Consider the following 15,975-nt stretch of genomic DNA (forward strand, 5'->3'; position numbering starts at 1 on the left):
AACACTACGTCTGAACGGTTGGTGTGGAAAGCTCTTTTTTTATATAGTCTCTGAATGTTTCGAATTGCAGATCGTTCAGCTGATCCGACAACATCCTTCCGCTCCATGCCCGGCGGTAAACCCAATCAACGATCTTCTCTACTGCCCTGACGACGGTCTCTTCATCCGGTACTGTGACGAGCTCCCTTCCGAGATGCGGGTGCCGCCCCCGCCTTCCACCGACAAGGATCAGGAAATGACGGTCTTCTGCTTTTAAAAGATCGAACGGGCAGGACTGGACGCACACTCCGCACTGGACGCATTTGTCTTCATTGAGTTCGGATAATCCGTTCCGGATAATGATTGCGTTTTCCTTACAGTATTCAACACAGGTTCCACAGCCCGTGCACTGGCCTTTGATGCGAAGGGGGCGCACCCGGCCCATGATCCCGATCTCATTGAGCTGGGGACTTGTACATCCATTCGGGCAGCCTGATACTGCAATACGCATTTTAACCGGCATGACTTTCCCAAACAACTTCTGATCGATTTTTTTTGCAAGGCTCGCCGTATCGATATTGGCAAATTTGCAGCGTTCGGTGCCCGGGCAGGCAATCACGTTGACAATCTCATCACGTTCAGATCCAATCGGCGTGCCATTCTTCATCAGCGCTTTTCCCAGTGCCCGTAGTCTTTTTGGATCGACATGGGGAATTTCCACGGTCTGCCGTGCGGTACAATGGACAAAACCTTTTCCATACCGTTTTGCGATGGTGGCAATTCCGCGCATCTGCTCTACTGAAAATATGCCGGCGGGCAGACGTATACGGACGGTACAGTACTGCGGGTCCCGCTCGGTGATGACGCCCCCTTTCATGTGAACGCTTAGATCCTTAAACATCGATCAAGAGTGCGAGCAGGACAAATATTAAGGATGGTGTTGTGGCACGAAAGAACATGAATGGTTCAGGCCAGTGCCAGCGCAACAATAACGAGAGCCCGGGTGATTTCGTTTGCCGCCCCGACCACATCGCCGTTGATTCCACCGAACAGTTTTTCAGATACTTTGAGGAGGAGGATGGGGCACAGGATCATGACTATCGCTGCGGTTACCAGTTGGAACGGAGTGACCGGAAGGAAAATGAGGGGGAGGCATAGAAGAATCGACAGGAAAGGGAAATAGGGCCGGGCAAACTGGTGGAGGTAACTATGCATCCCCTCTTTGAACGGTGTCCCATACGCTGTAAGGAATGCCATGGAAAATTTTGCACAGACCTCCCCTATGATGAGTGCGGAAATAATGGATGCTGCTGCATGGAGGCCGGCAAAGAGCAGAAGGGTGACAAGCAGTCCTGCGGCGATACCCCCCGCGCCGACGTACCTGTCAGTGAGTGCCCGGGTCCTTTTCTCGTGACCCCCATGCGCCATCAGTCCGTCGCCGAAATCAAGAAGGCCGTCAAAGTGATGGGCACCTGAAAGGATGATCACTCCTGCAACGGCGACAGCTGCTGCAAGCGTTCGATCGGTAATAAAAAATACCGGCACCGCAACCAGAAACGCAATTACATATCCTGCAACCGGGTAAAGCCATGAATAACGTGCAAAATGATCAAACTCCTGTGGTTTTCCCAGAGGAAGTATGGTGGTGAACTGTAAGAGTGACAGAAACGGTCTCATACACATTCACTGTAAAGGCGGGAGGTGCAACCTGCGATCAGGCCTGCCACGGCATCGTCAAGGAAGGGTCCCAGGGTGGCAAGAATGCCGGGCTTTTTCTGGTCATACCGGGTGAACTCGAACCGGGCATACGTCCCGCCGATGCATTCAGCAATGGCCATCCCGATGATCTCGTCGCTCAATAAAAAGACCGGGTCTTCGGCAATCTCCGAATTTTTGCGCTTTTCATAGAGCTCCTCTTCGAGCAACACCGCACCAAGGAGCAGGGAGGAGACATTAGGGTCCTGGAGGTATTTCTGTATTTTTGCTTTTATATTCATGGAAGCCTGCTCTTCCGGTATTCCATGGGAGACGTAGAGCCCCATAGCCGCCTCGACTATGGCATCGAGTGTGATTCCCTTATTTTCCAGCCGTTCTTCGATCTCAAACATTTTAGAAAGGTAATGGGGTTACCCTCCTATTATAGGGTTATGACACGATGTGCCGATATGTTCAAACACAATGGATAAAAATAATCATCTGAATACTTATGCCATTTCTTTCTGGTACTCCCTGTGTCCCTTGTAAAAAACCCTTGTTTTGTGTAATCCTCGGAAATACCCTGATCTCAACTATCCCGGGCTTTTCCGGAGCTGGCCCGACGCCGGAAAAAACCCTTCTGACACCCAACCTTGATGCCGAACTGGTAACGACCGGCCGGATCACCAGTCTCCCCCTCAAACCAAACACTCCAACCGGGTGCCCTACCCCGGCCTCAATTACGCGTGCGATGATAGAATTGACCGGTGTTCCCCCGCTCTTTATCAATGCGGGATTGAAATATCCGTTGACCGTTTCGTATCTTGATGCGCTGGGTGGGATCGGGGAGGATCCGAGAAGCAGTAATGCAGTACCTTTGGCAAAGAACCTTTTTCTCCATGGACAAGAGATCGGCAAATTTCTTTCGTGGTCAAGTGATCTGCTCGTACTGGGTGAATGTATACCGGGCGGGACAACGACCGCGCTCTGTGTTCTCCGCGCTCTTGGATATCCTGCCACGGTCAGCAGTAGTTTGGTCCAGAATCCGGTAAATCAGAAAGAAGCATTCTGCCGTCAGGTTCTGACAGGAATTGCTGCCAACAATATTACGGATCCCATCGAGATAATCAAACGTGTCGGAGACCCGATGATCCCGGTTGCTGCAGGAATTGCCAACACCTATACCGGCACGCTGGTGCTTGCTGGGGGAACCCAGATGCTTGCGGTCTGCGGTGTGATCAAGGCAATGAACGATTCCGTGCCAGCGATCGCAACGACCGTATATGTCCGCGATGACCGTACCGCAAACGTGCAGGAACTTGCGGAGATGATGGGGATATCCATATACTATGTCGACCCCGGGTTTGGCGAGCTCGGGCATGATGGTCTTGCCCGTTATTGTCATGGTGAGGTCAAGGAAGGTACAGGTGCCGGGGGAGCGATGTTTATGGCCTGCATGATGGGTTTTACACCGGATCAGATCCAGAAGAAGATCTTTGAGACGGTTCAGGCATACAGCTGAACAGGCTTAATACTTCTTTTATCCTAAATATATCAGGACAATGCTTCCCATCTGTGTGGTCAACAATTATGGGCAGTTCAACCATCTGATACACCGTGCCCTCAGAGATCTGGATATCGAAGTAGCGTTGATTCCCAATACGACCCCGAAAGGAGAAGTCGAAGCAGGGTACCGGGGGATTATTCTCGGTGGCGGCCCCGCGATCGAGCGTGCCGGAAAGTGTGCCGAATATCTGGATCTGGGACTTCCTGTTCTTGGGATCTGCTTGGGGCTTCATATTATCGCAAAAAAATTCGGTGGTGATGTTCATCCGGGAAAATCCGGGGGGTACGGATCGGTCGAAGTCAGCATCGGTGTACATGATGATATTCTTGCAGGTTATCCTGAAAAAATTCCAGTCTGGGCATCGCATGCGGATGAGGTCTGCAGGGTACCGGAAGGTTTTACACTCCTTGCCAGTTCAGGTATCTGCAAGATAGAGGCCATTGCGTGTCCCCAAAAAAAGATTTACGGGCTCCAGTGGCATCCTGAGGTAAGCCACACGCTGGACGGGAAAAGAGTATACGAGAATTTCGATACGATCTGTAGGAACTGATATCGGTAATAAGTGATGTCTTTTGATGCATGATCTCACCGGATCTTCTTGCGGCAAAAATGCGCGCTGTCGGTTTTTGTTGTACCCGTTGTGGTTCCTGTTGCAGGGCTGAGTCTGATGAACCGGTTCTTGTTATGGTTGGCCCTGATGAGATTCGGGCCATCATTTCCCGGTATGGGTATTCGTGGGAAGATATCGCAGCACCATACCCGGAAACCATTCACGGGATTCATGGGGAAAAATATACTTTTGAATGGGTTATACGACGGGCGTGTGATCATTGCGAATTTCTTCATGCAGATCAATGTAAAATCTGTGCGGCACGCCCGTTGATATGTCGTACGTTCCCTTTTATGCTTGACAGGGAGGATCTTGTGGTTTCCCGATGCCCGGGTGTGGGAAGGGCTATCTCAAAAAAGGATGCCCGGGAGATTGCTGATGCTCTTATCGATCGTTGTCTGGCTGAAAAGTATGAGCGTGATAAAATACAGCAGCACCTGAAAAATGTAACCCTGCCCAGGGGGACATTTGTGGTCATTGATACTGAGGGTATGAAATATTTATAAACGGCCAGGGAAGTCCCCGTGTTTTTCCCCGGAGAGTATGTCCCCAGTACTTCTCTAAATTATCCTCCATGAACATTGAATGATTATCCATCCCCCCGGGGGTGTAAACCCACCCTGCATTCAGACAAACGGTCTCGCCTCCCTCAATCCGGGGCCAAACGGGCTTGTCTTCCCATCAGGGTCCGGTGGTGAACGTAAAAATGGGACTGTTTTTGTCCACCACGAAAATTATCCCCGCGATTTGCGGCGAAAATCTAAAAACCGGGCAAATCCCGGGGCATTATATTTTCCCTTTAGCGGTGTTCTGTTGGAGGGATTTTTTTAGTCGACCTTGGTGATTGTCTGGCACCCGATCGGGCCCCCGGGATGCCACCACGGGCCCGAATCCGGATTGAGGGTATACAGGAAAATGATGAAGAGGGGTGGGCGTTCCGGTTTTTACATGACTAGCACCGATTTTTGGGAGTTATTGATCCAACCTGAAATTAGTGAAGTACTGATCCCTTGTTCTCTTTACCGGATGAAAATTTCTGGAGCGTCAGATTTTTTAAGACAAAAAAAGAATGGGTGTCTATGGTACCCGGAATAACCAGACCGTGTTTGATCATCAGTATATTCATCAGTATATGTTTGTGTTTACTGATGGTCCTTCCAGTGACTGCAGTGACTGCGGGATATACGAAGATCACTCAGGGCAATACTGTTTTCATTGGAGAGCAGGGACTTGACATTACTTCTGCAATGGGGAACGATACGCAGATTGGCTGGTGGGCTCCGGGTGCAGCTATAGCCACGAGTTCTCCTTCGGGGCAAGAGACGGCTGCTACGCCCTTTTATGTCTCTCCTGCAACGTTCGGTCAGTACACCGGCCCGTGGTACCGGCTCAATGCGCAAGGAAAACCTGATGGGATGATTGTCGCCTTCCGCGTTGCTGATCCCACTCTGAATATCCGGGTATTGGATACGACAGTAAGTGTTGATGTAACGAATAAATGGGTCCCCCGGGGTGATCAGGTATCATTCGAGATCGATACAAACTTGAATCCGATATTCTCGCGAGGAGGCAGTTCGTCATCAGAAGGTATTACCATAAACGTTCAACCTCCACAAGGGGGAACATACTCCGCGCTTATCGATAGTTCAGGAAAGGCGCATCCTGTTGAATATCTTGCGGTTTCAACCCCCACGTATGAAACAGGTCCGATATGGGATACCGGCAATTCCCTGTACTCCACCGGTACTTATACAATCTGGGCGGAATGCAACGTGAATAGTATGAAGGATAATTACGGAGTAGCCGGTAAGACGATAAGCCAGCAAACCAGTCTGCTCGATCAGGATCAGAATCCGTTAATCTCGGTAAATGTCCCTACAACAAGTCCGACGACCCAGATTACTTCCGCATCCACGACTGTGATCACCACCATTCCGGCAACTTATCATATTACTACGATTCCCTCTGTTGCAGCAACAACCATGCCCGTGTCTACCGTTTCTTCCGGACTCACCACGTTGGAAACTATCCCCACGAAATCCGCTGGATTTGGTGTAGTCCTGGCACTGGTTTCCGTTTGTGCTCTCGCCGCAGTCATTATCCTGAAAAAACAGCACTAATCAATTTTTGCCGATATGCATAACCTTTTTATCCGTCGTTCCTCCATATCCGATGTATGAATGTTGTAACTGCGGTTATCAAAGGACGGCACAGCGTGCGGAAATTCAAACCGGATCCTGTTGATGATACTCTCATTCATGATGCAATAGAATGTGCTGTTCATGCACCAACGGCTATGAACATCCAGCCGTGGCTGATTGGTGTGGTACGCATAAAAGAACAACTCGAAAAAATTGCAGCACTCACCGATCACGGAAAATTCATTGCGGATGCGGCAGTCTGTTTTGCGGTTTTTGGTGAACGCAATGTAAAATATTATCTGGAAGACTGCTGCGCAGCGACTGAAAACCTGATACTCGGGCTGCATGCCTATGGAGTGGGTTCATGCTGGGTTGCCGGAGCTAAAAAAGGATATGCTGAAGATGTTCGTAAGCTCCTGAATGTCCCGGAAAAGTACACCCTTGTCTCACTGGTTCCCGCAGGATTACCTCAGGACATTTCTGTTGCCTCAAAGAAAGATACAAAGAAAATGATATTTTTTGACAGGTTCGTGCAGGACTAATCTTGGCGAAACATCATCTTGCCAGATCATTTTTTTGTGTCCCCCCTCTGGAAATCGTGCTGGTGTTCAGGTTTCGTAATCCTTAAGCATCCCCCGCAACCCATCTGTATTTATGAAAAAGGTTGTCCTGCAGGTTGCACTGGATCTTCTCGAACTTAACCGGGCCGTGCAAATCGCAAAAGAGGCACTCGCCGGTGGAGTGGACTGGATTGAAGCCGGCACACCGCTTATCAAGAGCGAGGGAATGCAGGCTATCCGTACCTTACGCGAGCAGTTCCCGGATGCGGTCATTGTCGCAGATATGAAGATCGCTGATACCGGTACCATGGAAGTCGAGATGGCTGCAAAAGCCGGTGCCAGTATTGTTTGCATTCTTGCCGATGCGGACGATTCTGTTATAGCAGAAGCCGTGCGGGCGAGCCGGTTATACGGGACCCGACTGATGGCAGATCTCATCAATGTTCAGAATCCCGTAGCCCGTGTCCGAGTCCTTGAATCTCTGGGGGTGGATATCATTGTCGCCCATGTGGGCATCGATCAGCAGATGATCGGAAAGGACTCACTGGATCTTCTGAAATCAGTTCGGGGAGAAATTCACCTTCCGGTTGCAGTTGCCGGTGGACTGGATGCTGTATCCGCCGGGGAAGCCGTGAAGCATGGTGCAGATATCGTAATTGTCGGGGGATGGATTGCCCGCTCTGCCGATGTAACGGGATCCACTCAATTGATCCGCCAGGCGATTGATTCACCATCCATCCAGACCCCGGAAAAAAAGAGTCTGGATAAAGAGATCCATTCGCTTTTTATGCAGGTTTCGACACCCAACATCAGCGATGCGATGCACAGGAAAGGTGCACTTCCGGGACTGATCTCTGTCTGCGGGAATGTAAAAATGGCAGGAAAGGCCGTAACTGTACAAACCATTGCCGGCGACTGGGCAAAACCCGTGGAAGCAATTGAGATCGCAAAGGCCGGGGATGTTCTTGTGATCAATAATGATAGTTGCACTCATATTGCACCATGGGGAGAACTGGCAACATTAAGCTGCATGAAAAAAGGGATTGCGGGTGTTGTTATCGATGGAGCTGTGCGCGATATCGATGACATCCGCGCGATGAAGTTCCCCCTCTTTGCCCGGGCCATCGTCCCAAATGCCGGAGAGCCCAAAGGATTGGGGGAAATCAATGCAGAGATCTTGTGTTGCGGGCAGTATATTCACCCGGGAGACTGGGTTGTCGGGGATGAAAGCGGAGTTGTCGTGATCCCCTGTGAACGGGCCTATGAAGTTGCACGAAGGGCACTTGAAGTTAAAAAAACCGAAGCAAGGATCCGTGAGGAGATCCGTAGAGGAAGTACATTATCCGAGGTTTCTGAACTGATCAAATGGGAAAAGAAATAAGGCGTGGTCTAGTGGAAGATCGAGTGCTCCAGAAGTGTTGCACCGGATGACAGGATCTTTTCTATTGCGTCATCCACCTGATCGACACGGAGGATGAGTACCGCGGCCGTTTTCCCCGAATATGCATAGGAATATTCGATGTTGATCTCAGCATCTCCCAGAACCTTCGCGATCTCAAAGAGTCCTCCGGGCTGATCTTTCATCTGCACAGCGATGACATCGGTAAAGGCAACGTTGTACCCCAGCGAGGATAGTTTCTCATATGCTTCTTCCGGATGATCTACCAGTGCCCGGATAACGCCAAACCCATTTGCTTCTGCAATGCTGAACGCAAGGATATTGATTTTCTCTTCACCCAGCGCCTGCGCAACCGATGCCAGTCTGCCGGGGCGGTTTTCCGAGAAGATCGAGATCTGTTTAATGACATATTTTTTCGTGTCCATGTTATAACGACCTCTTATCGATCACTTTCTTGGATTTGCCTTCAAACCGTGGTAATGATCCCGGCTCCACAAGTTCAACGTCCACGGCGACGTTCAGTGCATTTCTGAGCCGGTGTTCTACCTTCTGCTGGATCTGCATCAGATCAGTGATCTTGTCACTGAATGATTCCTTAGTCAATTCGACTTTCACGAGCATATCGTCAAGTGCACCTGTCCTTTCGACAACAATCTGGAAATGCTGACCGACTTCGGGAATTGACATCAGGGCGTACTCTACCTGTGAGGGGAAGACATTGATGCCCCTGATGATCAGCATATCGTCTACGCGACCCTGGATTCGTTTGATCCGCGGGCTTGTTCTGCCGCACGGGCAGACGTCCTCATCGACCGATGAGATATCTCCAATGCGGTAACGGATCATCGGGAGCGCTTCTTTCTGGAGCATCGTGAGGGTAAGGTCCCCTTTCTCGCCAGATTCGAGTTGTTCTCCGGTCTTTGGATCGATTACCTCCACCAGTGCAATGTCTGACCAGACATGGAATCCGTTTTGTTCTGTGCATTCGGTAAACATCGGTCCGGAGAGTTCGCTTGTCCCATAGATATCGTATGCCCTGATGCCCAGCCAGTTTTCCATCCTGGTACGCATACCTTCTGTCCAGGGTTCCGCTCCGAGGATTCCTGTTTTGAGGTGAGTGTCTTTTTTGATGTCGATACCCATCTTTTCCGCAACCTCCCCGATATGGAGCAGGTATGAGGGAGTGCAGGCAATGGCTGTTACCTCGAGATCCTGCATCAACTCAATCTGGCGTTCGGTGTTTCCGACACTTGTCGGGAGCACGGTTGCACCAATGCGCTCTGCACCGTAGTGCACACCCAGGCCCCCCGTAAATAAGCCGTACCCGTAACTGACCTGGATGACATCCCCCCTCCCCAGTCCAATTGCGGTAAATCCCCGGGCAAGTGAAGTTGTCCAGCTATCGAGATCCTTTTGGGTATATCCGACTACCGTTGGCTTTCCGGTTGTCCCGGAGGATACATGATAACGTACAAGTTCTTCCTGGGTTGCCGTGAATATCTTGTTGGGGTAACTATCCCGGAGATCCCGCTTGAACATAAAGGGAAGTTTGGTTACATCCGCTAATTCTTTGATGTCATCCGGGTGGACTTTTTGCTCTTTCATCCGGTCATGATAAAAGGGCGAAAAACTATAGAGCCGGCATACAAGACTTTTTAATAATTTATACTGCATCTTCTGGAGATCCGCTTTCGACAGCTCTTCGATCCTCGGGTCCCAGAACTGCATCAGATGTCCCCCCGTCGATCGATAACCCGTTTGGCTTTCCCTTCAAACCTGGGTAGTGAACCCGGTTCAACCAGTTTCACTGTTGTCCGCAGTTCAAGGGTATCATGCAGTTCTTTCACGACTTTTTTCTGGATCTTCGCAAGATCTGCAAGTTCCCCGCTGAAATGGCTCCTGTTAATCTCAACTTCCACGGTCATCTCATCCAGATGATTGATTCTGTCAATATATACCATAAATTGATTGCCTACTTCCGGGATCCTGAGGAGCACATGTTCTATCTGGGATGGGAAGACATTGATACCCCGGATAATCAGCATATCGTCGCTTCTTCCGCTCAGCCGTGTGATCTTTTTCCCCCGTCCACAGAGACACCCATCCTCCATAAGCATGGTGATATCACCCGTCCGGTAGCGTATGAGGGGCATGGCCTCCTTGACAAGTGGCGTCACAACCAGTTCCCCCCGTTCCCCATCGGAAAGGCGTTCTCCGGTTTTCGGATTTATAATTTCGACAAGGTAACTGTCATGCCAGATATGGAGGCCATCCCGTTCGGGACATTCGAATGCGACACCCGGGCCAAAAAGTTCACTCAAACCGTACGAGTCATATGCTGTAACACCGAGCCGATTTTCTAGGGTACGTCTCATGTTATCTGACCAGGGTTCAGCACCGAAGATACCGGTTTTCAGACAGTCAAGGGTTTCACCCATCTCTTCGGCGACTTCTGATAGATGCATCGCATAACTTGGTGTACAGTGGATAGTTGTAACCCCAAAATCGCGGATCATTTCGATCTGGCGTCGGGTATTTCCCGTTGCGCTCGGGATTACAGTCATTCCTATTTTTTCTGCCCCGTAATGGAATCCCAAGCCCCCGGTGAACATCCCGTAATTAACCATATTCTGGAAGATATCATCCTCCCCAATTCCAATCATAGTCATATTACGGGCAATAAGATTTGCCCACGTATCCAGATCTTTGCGGGTATATCCCACTACGGTAGGTTTTCCAGTTGTGCCGGATGTTGTATGGATCCGTACAATTTTTCGCATTGGGACTGCAAAAAACCCGAAAGGATAACCATCACGGAGATCCTGTTTTATCGTGAAGGGAAATTTCTGGAGATCATCAAGCGTTTTGACATCGGATACCACTACTCCGGCATTATCAAACTGCTTCCGGTAAAATTCGACCGATTGTACCGAACGGAGGGTTTTTTTCAGACGCTTCAGCTGAAGAGCCTTGAGGTCAGCAGGATTCAGAGTTTCCATTTTTTTGTCCCAGAACATCCGCATCATCTGTTATGCTATTGCATGACATCGTATATATGACACATTAGATCCTTTATATTTCATCGTTCGTCTCTACATGTGTAAAAGTGGATAGATGCGAAAGGTGCAACAATCTTTTGAGTATATATAAATCACTGGCAAAAACGATGCTTTAATCAAGAGGAAAATGGCACTAATTAGATTAAATCAAGCGTTTTCATATGGGCTTTTATGTCAAGTGCAATCCCTTGGTTGGCCGTGTATGGGTTTGGCGCCCATATCAAGTCCACACAAAAAAAATTAATTATCCTCAATAAAGGAATTGTCGAAGAGTACCCTCTTGAGGAAGTTAAAAATCTTCTCATCGTGGGGGGTCATACGCTGAGCACGACGACAGTCTCCCACCTTTTAAAAAATGGGTCATACATCTCATTTTTCGAACCCGATGGTAATCCTGTTGGTCTCATCCGGCCCTCCGGAACTTGTAATGATAAGGAAATTCAACATCTCCAGGAAGACTTACCTCGTCAGCGGTACGCAACGATGATTGCACAGGCCTCCCTTCGATCCCGTCTTATTGCAATCGAACGACTTCAGGATCTGCGGGGATCAGACATTTTATATGACGGCGAACTGCAGATTCTGCACAATGCCCTCGATGAAATGGAGTACCTGGTAAAACTGGATGAAATTCGACGCTTATCAAATCTGACCACCGATATGTACTATGAAATACTTTCACGGGATGTTCCGAAATATTTCAATTTTAAGAGGCGTACCGTGCGTCCACAGTGTGATCCGATCAATGCCATGCTCTCTTTTGGCTATGCAATGCTCTATGGGAATTGCTGTGTTTCGGTAATCGGCGCCCGGCTGGATCCTGATCTTGGTCTCTTGCACGAGGGACAAGGTGCACTTGTACAGGATCTTATCGGACCGTTCAAGGCCGTAATGATCGATCCCGTTGTGTGCAGTACTGCTCAGGGCACCTTAAAACCTGATGATTTTGAGCTGACCTCCTCACGGTGCATGCTTTCAGATGCGCTGGTAAAAAAACTGATCTGCGTTTTCAAAAAGTCCATCGATAATCAGAAAATTGACCGCCAGGTGAATAATCTTTTAAAAGCGATACAAAAAACGGAAGACTTTACAGTGATGTACTGATTCGCCCATTGTTTTTGATGATCGAGAACTCATCATAGGTTCGTACCATAATTTCCGTAATTTTTACGTCCCGTATAACCGCCCGGGGACAACCATAGATCATCGAAATAAATTTTTCAAGTATTATTGGCTCGGCAGTTGCAAAGATCTGCACTTTACCGTCAGCAAGGTTCATGACTGTACCGGTCACGTTTAAATCCATGGCAATCTTTCTTGCACAGGCACGGAATCCTACTTTCTGTACTCTGCCCGTGATAATAATCTCAAGGGTTTTCACTCTTGCATCCCCTGCATAACTTTGATTGCCAGTCCGAGTTCATTGAAGACATCATCCCGAAGGGTAGATTGCCGGATATTTGTTGCTGCATCTATCGCATCGTCAAGAATATCCTGAGCAACGTTCTCGTAGCCTGCAGCATACATCTTCATAGCCATATCGCACCGTACATATGCCCGTTTTGAAAGAGGTCGGATGATTCCTGATTCTTTTATTGCATTGTTTAACAATCGTTTTGCGGTTTTCAGATCTCCCTCGTCCCGGAAAAGAATGGAAAGTTTGCAGAATAAAAATGCCCGTTTCCCCCGATCAGTCACGGAACGAACTGCCCGTTCAAGTGCTACAATCTGACCTGGCTGGCATCCATCATGGATAATCCTCGTCGAGAATGCCGTGATTTTTGCATATGGCGTGCTCTTTTCTGGTGCATCACCACAACCTATCTGGGATAGTCGATACTGGCGTAGTTCATCATCCTCGATCAGAGTGAGAATTTCAGCAGATTTTTTCAGGTACTGTGATTTTTCCTGTCTTCTTGAGAGATCTAAAAGTACCCTCGCAATTTCATCACGGATGGTATCAGCAATGTGCTGAATGTTTATGGTTTTTGACAGCGATTCTGCTTTTTTTAACATGCGAAGAGGCATATCCTCATCACAGTCCTGTACCACAAGCGGTACTACTTCCAAAATGAGCCGTGCCTGATCGTAAGGGGTGTCAATTTTTTCAATTGCCTCAAAAATGTGGCGTATGGCAGTTTTACACGTATCTTTGTCTTCACGCACGAGAGTGTATGCAGAAACAAGTGCTTTAACATACTCTATGGGATCGGATACTCCTGCGATGACATCCAATACAAGATTTATCTGCTTGTCCTCCGGTAGGATACCATTCATGCTGACAATGGCAAACACGATCTGGCGGCGTACAACCGTATTTTTGTCATCCTCGACGGCATGCAGTCTTTTCAGCGCTTCTTCAAGACTTTGTCTTGCTTTTTCCGGGTCGATCTGCCGGTACCCGATTGTCAAATCTGCCATGACCAGTATTTTTTGGTACTCTGCGGGAAGTTTTGGGACGTTTAAAAAAACCTCATCCAGAATTGCATGGGCATGGGTCACCTCATGGATCTGAATCGCTGAATCAGCAAGCATACACAGGCCTTTGAGTCGTACGAACGGATCGCGTGTCAGATCGAGGAGGTGGTGAATCAGGTCAATGATCGCTGGTGTTGATCGGGAATAGTAATGATTCTGGAGGATGTATGCCAGTACTTCATAGGGATCTGCAGAGTCCGGATGGATGAAATCCTCATTGAGGTTTGCAACAATACGGGACATCATGGCATTGCGTTCTAAGGGATTCTCTATCTCAATTGAATACAATGCCAAAGGCAGGATGTAATCCGTACTGGTGCTCTTTTTTGAGGATAAAAGAATAATGTCTATCATTCCGGCAATTTTCAGAGAGATCTGGGGATTTTTAATCTCTGCTTTTAATAACTGCAACCCCTTCTCAAAGGGCTTTAAAGGAGTGTTTTTATTCAACCGGATATTCTGTGAGGCTGTATCTTGTATAAGGTCACACCCTATCCTGACAAACGACTCTGCAATGCGCTCGCATAACTGCATACGTAATGAGGGGTCTTCAATATCCAGTGCGATCCGGTATGCTTCATCAAGGGCTTCCGGAACTTGTTTAGCTATTGCATATTTTATCACCCCCTCAATAATATTTGTCATCGCATAGGCTACAAGGCCGGGATCCAGCAGGGAACCGCTCCATATTCGCATCCGTAAAAGAAGATCGAGGTCTCCTTCTGAAGCAGCAAGACGGGCAGCGTCGTCAATAATGCTGCTCAGCGTCGCAGATCGGGTTGTCTGTCCCTCAATAAAACAGGTGATACCTACTGATTCTTGGAGAAAATCGCGGTTTCCGGTCCGAACGCCAATTTCTGCAAGTTTCATGACCACCGTTGAAATTGCCTGTTCCCTGATGGATTGATTCTGGATTGATTTGGCAAGATCCACCAGAATCAAAGAATCCCACGAATCAAGAAATCCCCGGTTTATCAAAACTGTGATAGTATCGAGAATGAGGGTATCAAACCCTGAACGCAGAATCAGGATCTGCTTTAATGAATCAACATGTTTTACAATATCCGCAAACGGTGTAACATGACTTATTTGGTGAACTGCCTGGCATATTACTTCAGAAGAAACCGAAGAGTCTGATTTTCCGAGAATCTCTTTAAATTTGGAGGATTGTTGATCATGAAAAACACCCTCTTCAATTAATTTTGCCAGGCAATTACAGTACTGCGATAAATTTTCTGTGGGCATTGATATTTGTCCAAATAATTTTGATGCATTGTCAAAATCACCTAAAAGTAACATGCTTTGCGAAAACTGGAGATAAATCCAGGTGGTATCATTAGAATCACAGTTCTTTTCAATAAATGGTATCAGATTCACAAGAACCTTGGAGGAACGTGAATGCCGGGCAATAGTAATCCCTGAACGAACGATCTCCCTGACCGGATACTTCTTTTTTGAGGGCAGGTAACGGAGAAAGTCAATTGCATTTGAAAGGTACCACATGTCCCCGGATCTATCAGCCTTTAAAAGAAGATTTTGTATGACAAGTTCGCTTGTAAATGGTAGTTTTCTGCAGAGAAAATTCAGGTTATCGTTTATCAGATCTCTGTTTTTTGTATGATCAAGAAGTGGTTTGGTCAGGGCACTAACCAGATCTCCCTGTATCTCATCTGGCAGAGATTCAAAATTGAGTATAAACGTGCGGATATCCAGCAAGTCCTTTCCAAATGCCGATTTTATCCCCGTGTTGATGATATGGTTGAGGCACTCTCTCCGGCGGAGTTTCTGGTGAATCGTTGTTGCAAATTGTATACTTTCAAGAAAGAGGCCCAGATTTTTTTTGTGGATAGCAATTGTGGCAAGTGCCTGTGCTATTTCCGCATGCAGTACTGCACGTTTTGCCACATCATTAATCTCACCGATGAGATCCCGTGCGCGGTACAGAATAATAATGTTGCCACTTATAACCGTCCATCTGGTTAGTCTGGGGATGCATTCGATAATAGAATCCGACCGGTATTTCCTGAAGGTGATTTTATTCAGTACTGCTAATCCCTGTTCGATATACGTTGGATCTGATTCAGAGATGCCCGTGGAGATGAGTGTCTGTGCGATAATGGCAATTATCTGTGATTGCGAACTTTTTTTCCCCAGTTTTTCCGGGAGGTCGAGGAGCGCGGTAAACCATCTGATATCTCTGGTCGTAATATAGTGCCGTAAAACCAAAGAGAAGAGATCTTCAGCACCCTCCTGTGGGATATCATGAAGTGCTGATAGTAATTCAGGTGTATTTTTCCGAAATGCACATTCTACAATAACTGAATTAACTGTACGCTGCATCAGTTCATGGGCATGTTTTCCCTTAAAACGGGATGCATCAGTAACAATAGTATCAAGCATGTTCCAGTCATCAGTAACAAGCGCCCGTTTTATTCTGTCTGTAACTGCTGCAGATAAAATCATTTTTATACCACATATATGCAGATA

The 15,975-nt window shown here is 47.8% G+C and carries 15 protein-coding genes and 1 pseudogene; 8 read left to right on the plus strand and 8 right to left on the minus strand.

What is annotated here, in order from left to right:
• Nucleotides 1-4: 4 nt before the first annotated feature.
• From QZN75_RS06905 to QZN75_RS06915, 3 genes are all read right to left on the minus strand, one after another.
• Nucleotides 5-880: a 4Fe-4S binding protein gene (locus tag QZN75_RS06905; protein WP_292426512.1), complete on the minus strand. Its 876-nt coding sequence runs from the start codon at nt 878-880 to the stop codon at nt 5-7.
• 65 nt (nt 881-945) lie between these two features.
• Nucleotides 946-1,656, minus strand: a complete 711-nt coding sequence (cobS, locus tag QZN75_RS06910) for an adenosylcobinamide-GDP ribazoletransferase (RefSeq protein ID WP_292426514.1) — start codon at nt 1,654-1,656, stop codon at nt 946-948.
• A complete protein-coding gene (locus tag QZN75_RS06915) occupies nt 1,653-2,087 on the minus strand; it encodes a phosphatidylglycerophosphatase A (protein WP_292426517.1) in 435 nt (144 codons plus the stop codon). The genes cobS and QZN75_RS06915 overlap by 4 nt, the downstream gene beginning before the upstream one ends.
• A 143-nt stretch (nt 2,088-2,230) precedes the next feature.
• On the opposite strand from QZN75_RS06915, the gene cobT reads away from it, so the two are divergent.
• From cobT to QZN75_RS06945, 7 genes and pseudogenes are all read left to right on the plus strand, one after another.
• Nucleotides 2,231-3,196, plus strand: a complete 966-nt coding sequence (gene cobT, locus QZN75_RS06920; RefSeq protein ID WP_366652805.1) for a nicotinate mononucleotide-dependent phosphoribosyltransferase CobT — start codon at nt 2,231-2,233, stop codon at nt 3,194-3,196.
• Between the two features lie 40 nt (nt 3,197-3,236).
• Complete coding sequence (locus QZN75_RS06925; RefSeq protein WP_292426522.1) at nt 3,237-3,791, plus strand: GMP synthase subunit A; 555 nt, start codon at nt 3,237-3,239, stop codon at nt 3,789-3,791.
• Between the two features lie 59 nt (nt 3,792-3,850).
• Nucleotides 3,851-4,144: pseudogene (locus QZN75_RS09990) on the plus strand (YkgJ family cysteine cluster protein); the annotation flags it as partial.
• Nucleotides 4,145-4,357, plus strand: coding sequence for a hypothetical protein (locus QZN75_RS09995; protein ID WP_366652807.1), 213 nt, complete (start codon nt 4,145-4,147; stop codon nt 4,355-4,357).
• Nucleotides 4,358-4,999: 642 nt separating this feature from the next.
• Nucleotides 5,000-5,971: a DUF3821 domain-containing protein gene (locus QZN75_RS06935; protein WP_292426524.1), complete on the plus strand. Its 972-nt coding sequence runs from the start codon at nt 5,000-5,002 to the stop codon at nt 5,969-5,971.
• Nucleotides 5,972-6,027: 56 nt separating this feature from the next.
• A complete protein-coding gene (locus tag QZN75_RS06940; protein ID WP_292426527.1) occupies nt 6,028-6,534 on the plus strand; it encodes a nitroreductase family protein in 507 nt (168 codons plus the stop codon).
• A 112-nt stretch (nt 6,535-6,646) separates the two neighbouring features.
• Complete coding sequence (locus QZN75_RS06945) at nt 6,647-7,933, plus strand: bifunctional hexulose-6-phosphate synthase/ribonuclease regulator (RefSeq protein ID WP_292426530.1); 1,287 nt, start codon at nt 6,647-6,649, stop codon at nt 7,931-7,933.
• An 8-nt stretch (nt 7,934-7,941) separates the two neighbouring features.
• On the opposite strand, the gene QZN75_RS06950 is transcribed toward QZN75_RS06945, so the two are convergent.
• From QZN75_RS06950 to QZN75_RS06960, 3 genes are read right to left on the minus strand one after another with little or no spacing between them, the layout of a single operon-like run.
• On the minus strand, nt 7,942-8,376 hold the full coding sequence (locus QZN75_RS06950) for an ACT domain-containing protein (protein WP_292426533.1): 435 nt from the start codon (nt 8,374-8,376) through the stop codon (nt 7,942-7,944).
• A gap of 1 nt (nt 8,377) precedes the next feature.
• Nucleotides 8,378-9,679, minus strand: a complete 1,302-nt coding sequence (locus QZN75_RS06955; RefSeq protein WP_292426536.1) for a phenylacetate--CoA ligase family protein — start codon at nt 9,677-9,679, stop codon at nt 8,378-8,380.
• Nucleotides 9,679-10,968 carry a phenylacetate--CoA ligase family protein gene (locus QZN75_RS06960; RefSeq protein ID WP_292426552.1) on the minus strand — a complete coding sequence of 430 codons (1,290 nt, stop codon included), beginning with the start codon at nt 10,966-10,968 and terminating at the stop codon, nt 9,679-9,681. Before QZN75_RS06960 ends, QZN75_RS06955 begins: the two co-directional genes overlap by 1 nt.
• A gap of 213 nt (nt 10,969-11,181) precedes the next feature.
• Between QZN75_RS06960 and cas1 the strand changes: the two genes are divergently transcribed.
• Complete coding sequence (gene cas1 / locus QZN75_RS06965) at nt 11,182-12,114, plus strand: CRISPR-associated endonuclease Cas1 (RefSeq protein ID WP_292426538.1); 933 nt, start codon at nt 11,182-11,184, stop codon at nt 12,112-12,114.
• Here cas1 and QZN75_RS06970 read toward each other — a convergent pair.
• Together QZN75_RS06970 and QZN75_RS06975 are read right to left on the minus strand one after the other, a co-directional pair.
• On the minus strand, nt 12,098-12,391 hold the full coding sequence (locus QZN75_RS06970; protein WP_292426541.1) for an acylphosphatase: 294 nt from the start codon (nt 12,389-12,391) through the stop codon (nt 12,098-12,100). The genes cas1 and QZN75_RS06970 overlap by 17 nt on opposite strands.
• Nucleotides 12,388-15,951 (minus strand): hypothetical protein, encoded by a 3,564-nt coding sequence (locus tag QZN75_RS06975; RefSeq protein ID WP_292426544.1) that lies wholly within the window; start codon nt 15,949-15,951, stop codon nt 12,388-12,390. Before QZN75_RS06975 ends, QZN75_RS06970 begins: the two co-directional genes overlap by 4 nt.
• Nucleotides 15,952-15,975 lie beyond the last annotated feature (24 nt).

Origin of the sequence: Methanoregula sp., assembly GCF_003170075.1 — an archaeon.
Taxonomy (GTDB): Archaea; Halobacteriota; Methanomicrobia; order Methanomicrobiales; family Methanospirillaceae; genus Methanoregula.

Excerpts from the sequence above, each read along its gene's own strand:
- QZN75_RS09995 (WP_366652807.1), top strand. The coding sequence starts at position 4,145 with ATGCTTGACAGGGAGGATCTTGTGGTTTCCCGATGCCCGGGTGTGGGA.
- QZN75_RS06915 (WP_292426517.1), bottom strand. The coding sequence starts at position 2,087 with ATGTTTGAGATCGAAGAACGGCTGGAAAATAAGGGAATCACACTCGAT.
- QZN75_RS06945 (WP_292426530.1), top strand. The coding sequence starts at position 6,647 with ATGAAAAAGGTTGTCCTGCAGGTTGCACTGGATCTTCTCGAACTTAAC.
- QZN75_RS06940 (WP_292426527.1), top strand. The coding sequence starts at position 6,028 with ATGAATGTTGTAACTGCGGTTATCAAAGGACGGCACAGCGTGCGGAAA.
- QZN75_RS06925 (WP_292426522.1), top strand. The coding sequence starts at position 3,237 with ATGCTTCCCATCTGTGTGGTCAACAATTATGGGCAGTTCAACCATCTG.
- cobS (WP_292426514.1), bottom strand. The coding sequence starts at position 1,656 with ATGAGACCGTTTCTGTCACTCTTACAGTTCACCACCATACTTCCTCTG.
- cas1 (WP_292426538.1), top strand. The coding sequence starts at position 11,182 with ATGTCAAGTGCAATCCCTTGGTTGGCCGTGTATGGGTTTGGCGCCCAT.
- QZN75_RS06975 (WP_292426544.1), bottom strand. The coding sequence starts at position 15,951 with ATGATTTTATCTGCAGCAGTTACAGACAGAATAAAACGGGCGCTTGTT.
- QZN75_RS06955 (WP_292426536.1), bottom strand. The coding sequence starts at position 9,679 with ATGCAGTTCTGGGACCCGAGGATCGAAGAGCTGTCGAAAGCGGATCTC.
- QZN75_RS06935 (WP_292426524.1), top strand. The coding sequence starts at position 5,000 with ATGGTCCTTCCAGTGACTGCAGTGACTGCGGGATATACGAAGATCACT.
- QZN75_RS06950 (WP_292426533.1), bottom strand. The coding sequence starts at position 8,376 with ATGGACACGAAAAAATATGTCATTAAACAGATCTCGATCTTCTCGGAA.
- QZN75_RS06960 (WP_292426552.1), bottom strand. The coding sequence starts at position 10,968 with ATGTTCTGGGACAAAAAAATGGAAACTCTGAATCCTGCTGACCTCAAG.
- QZN75_RS06905 (WP_292426512.1), bottom strand. The coding sequence starts at position 880 with ATGTTTAAGGATCTAAGCGTTCACATGAAAGGGGGCGTCATCACCGAG.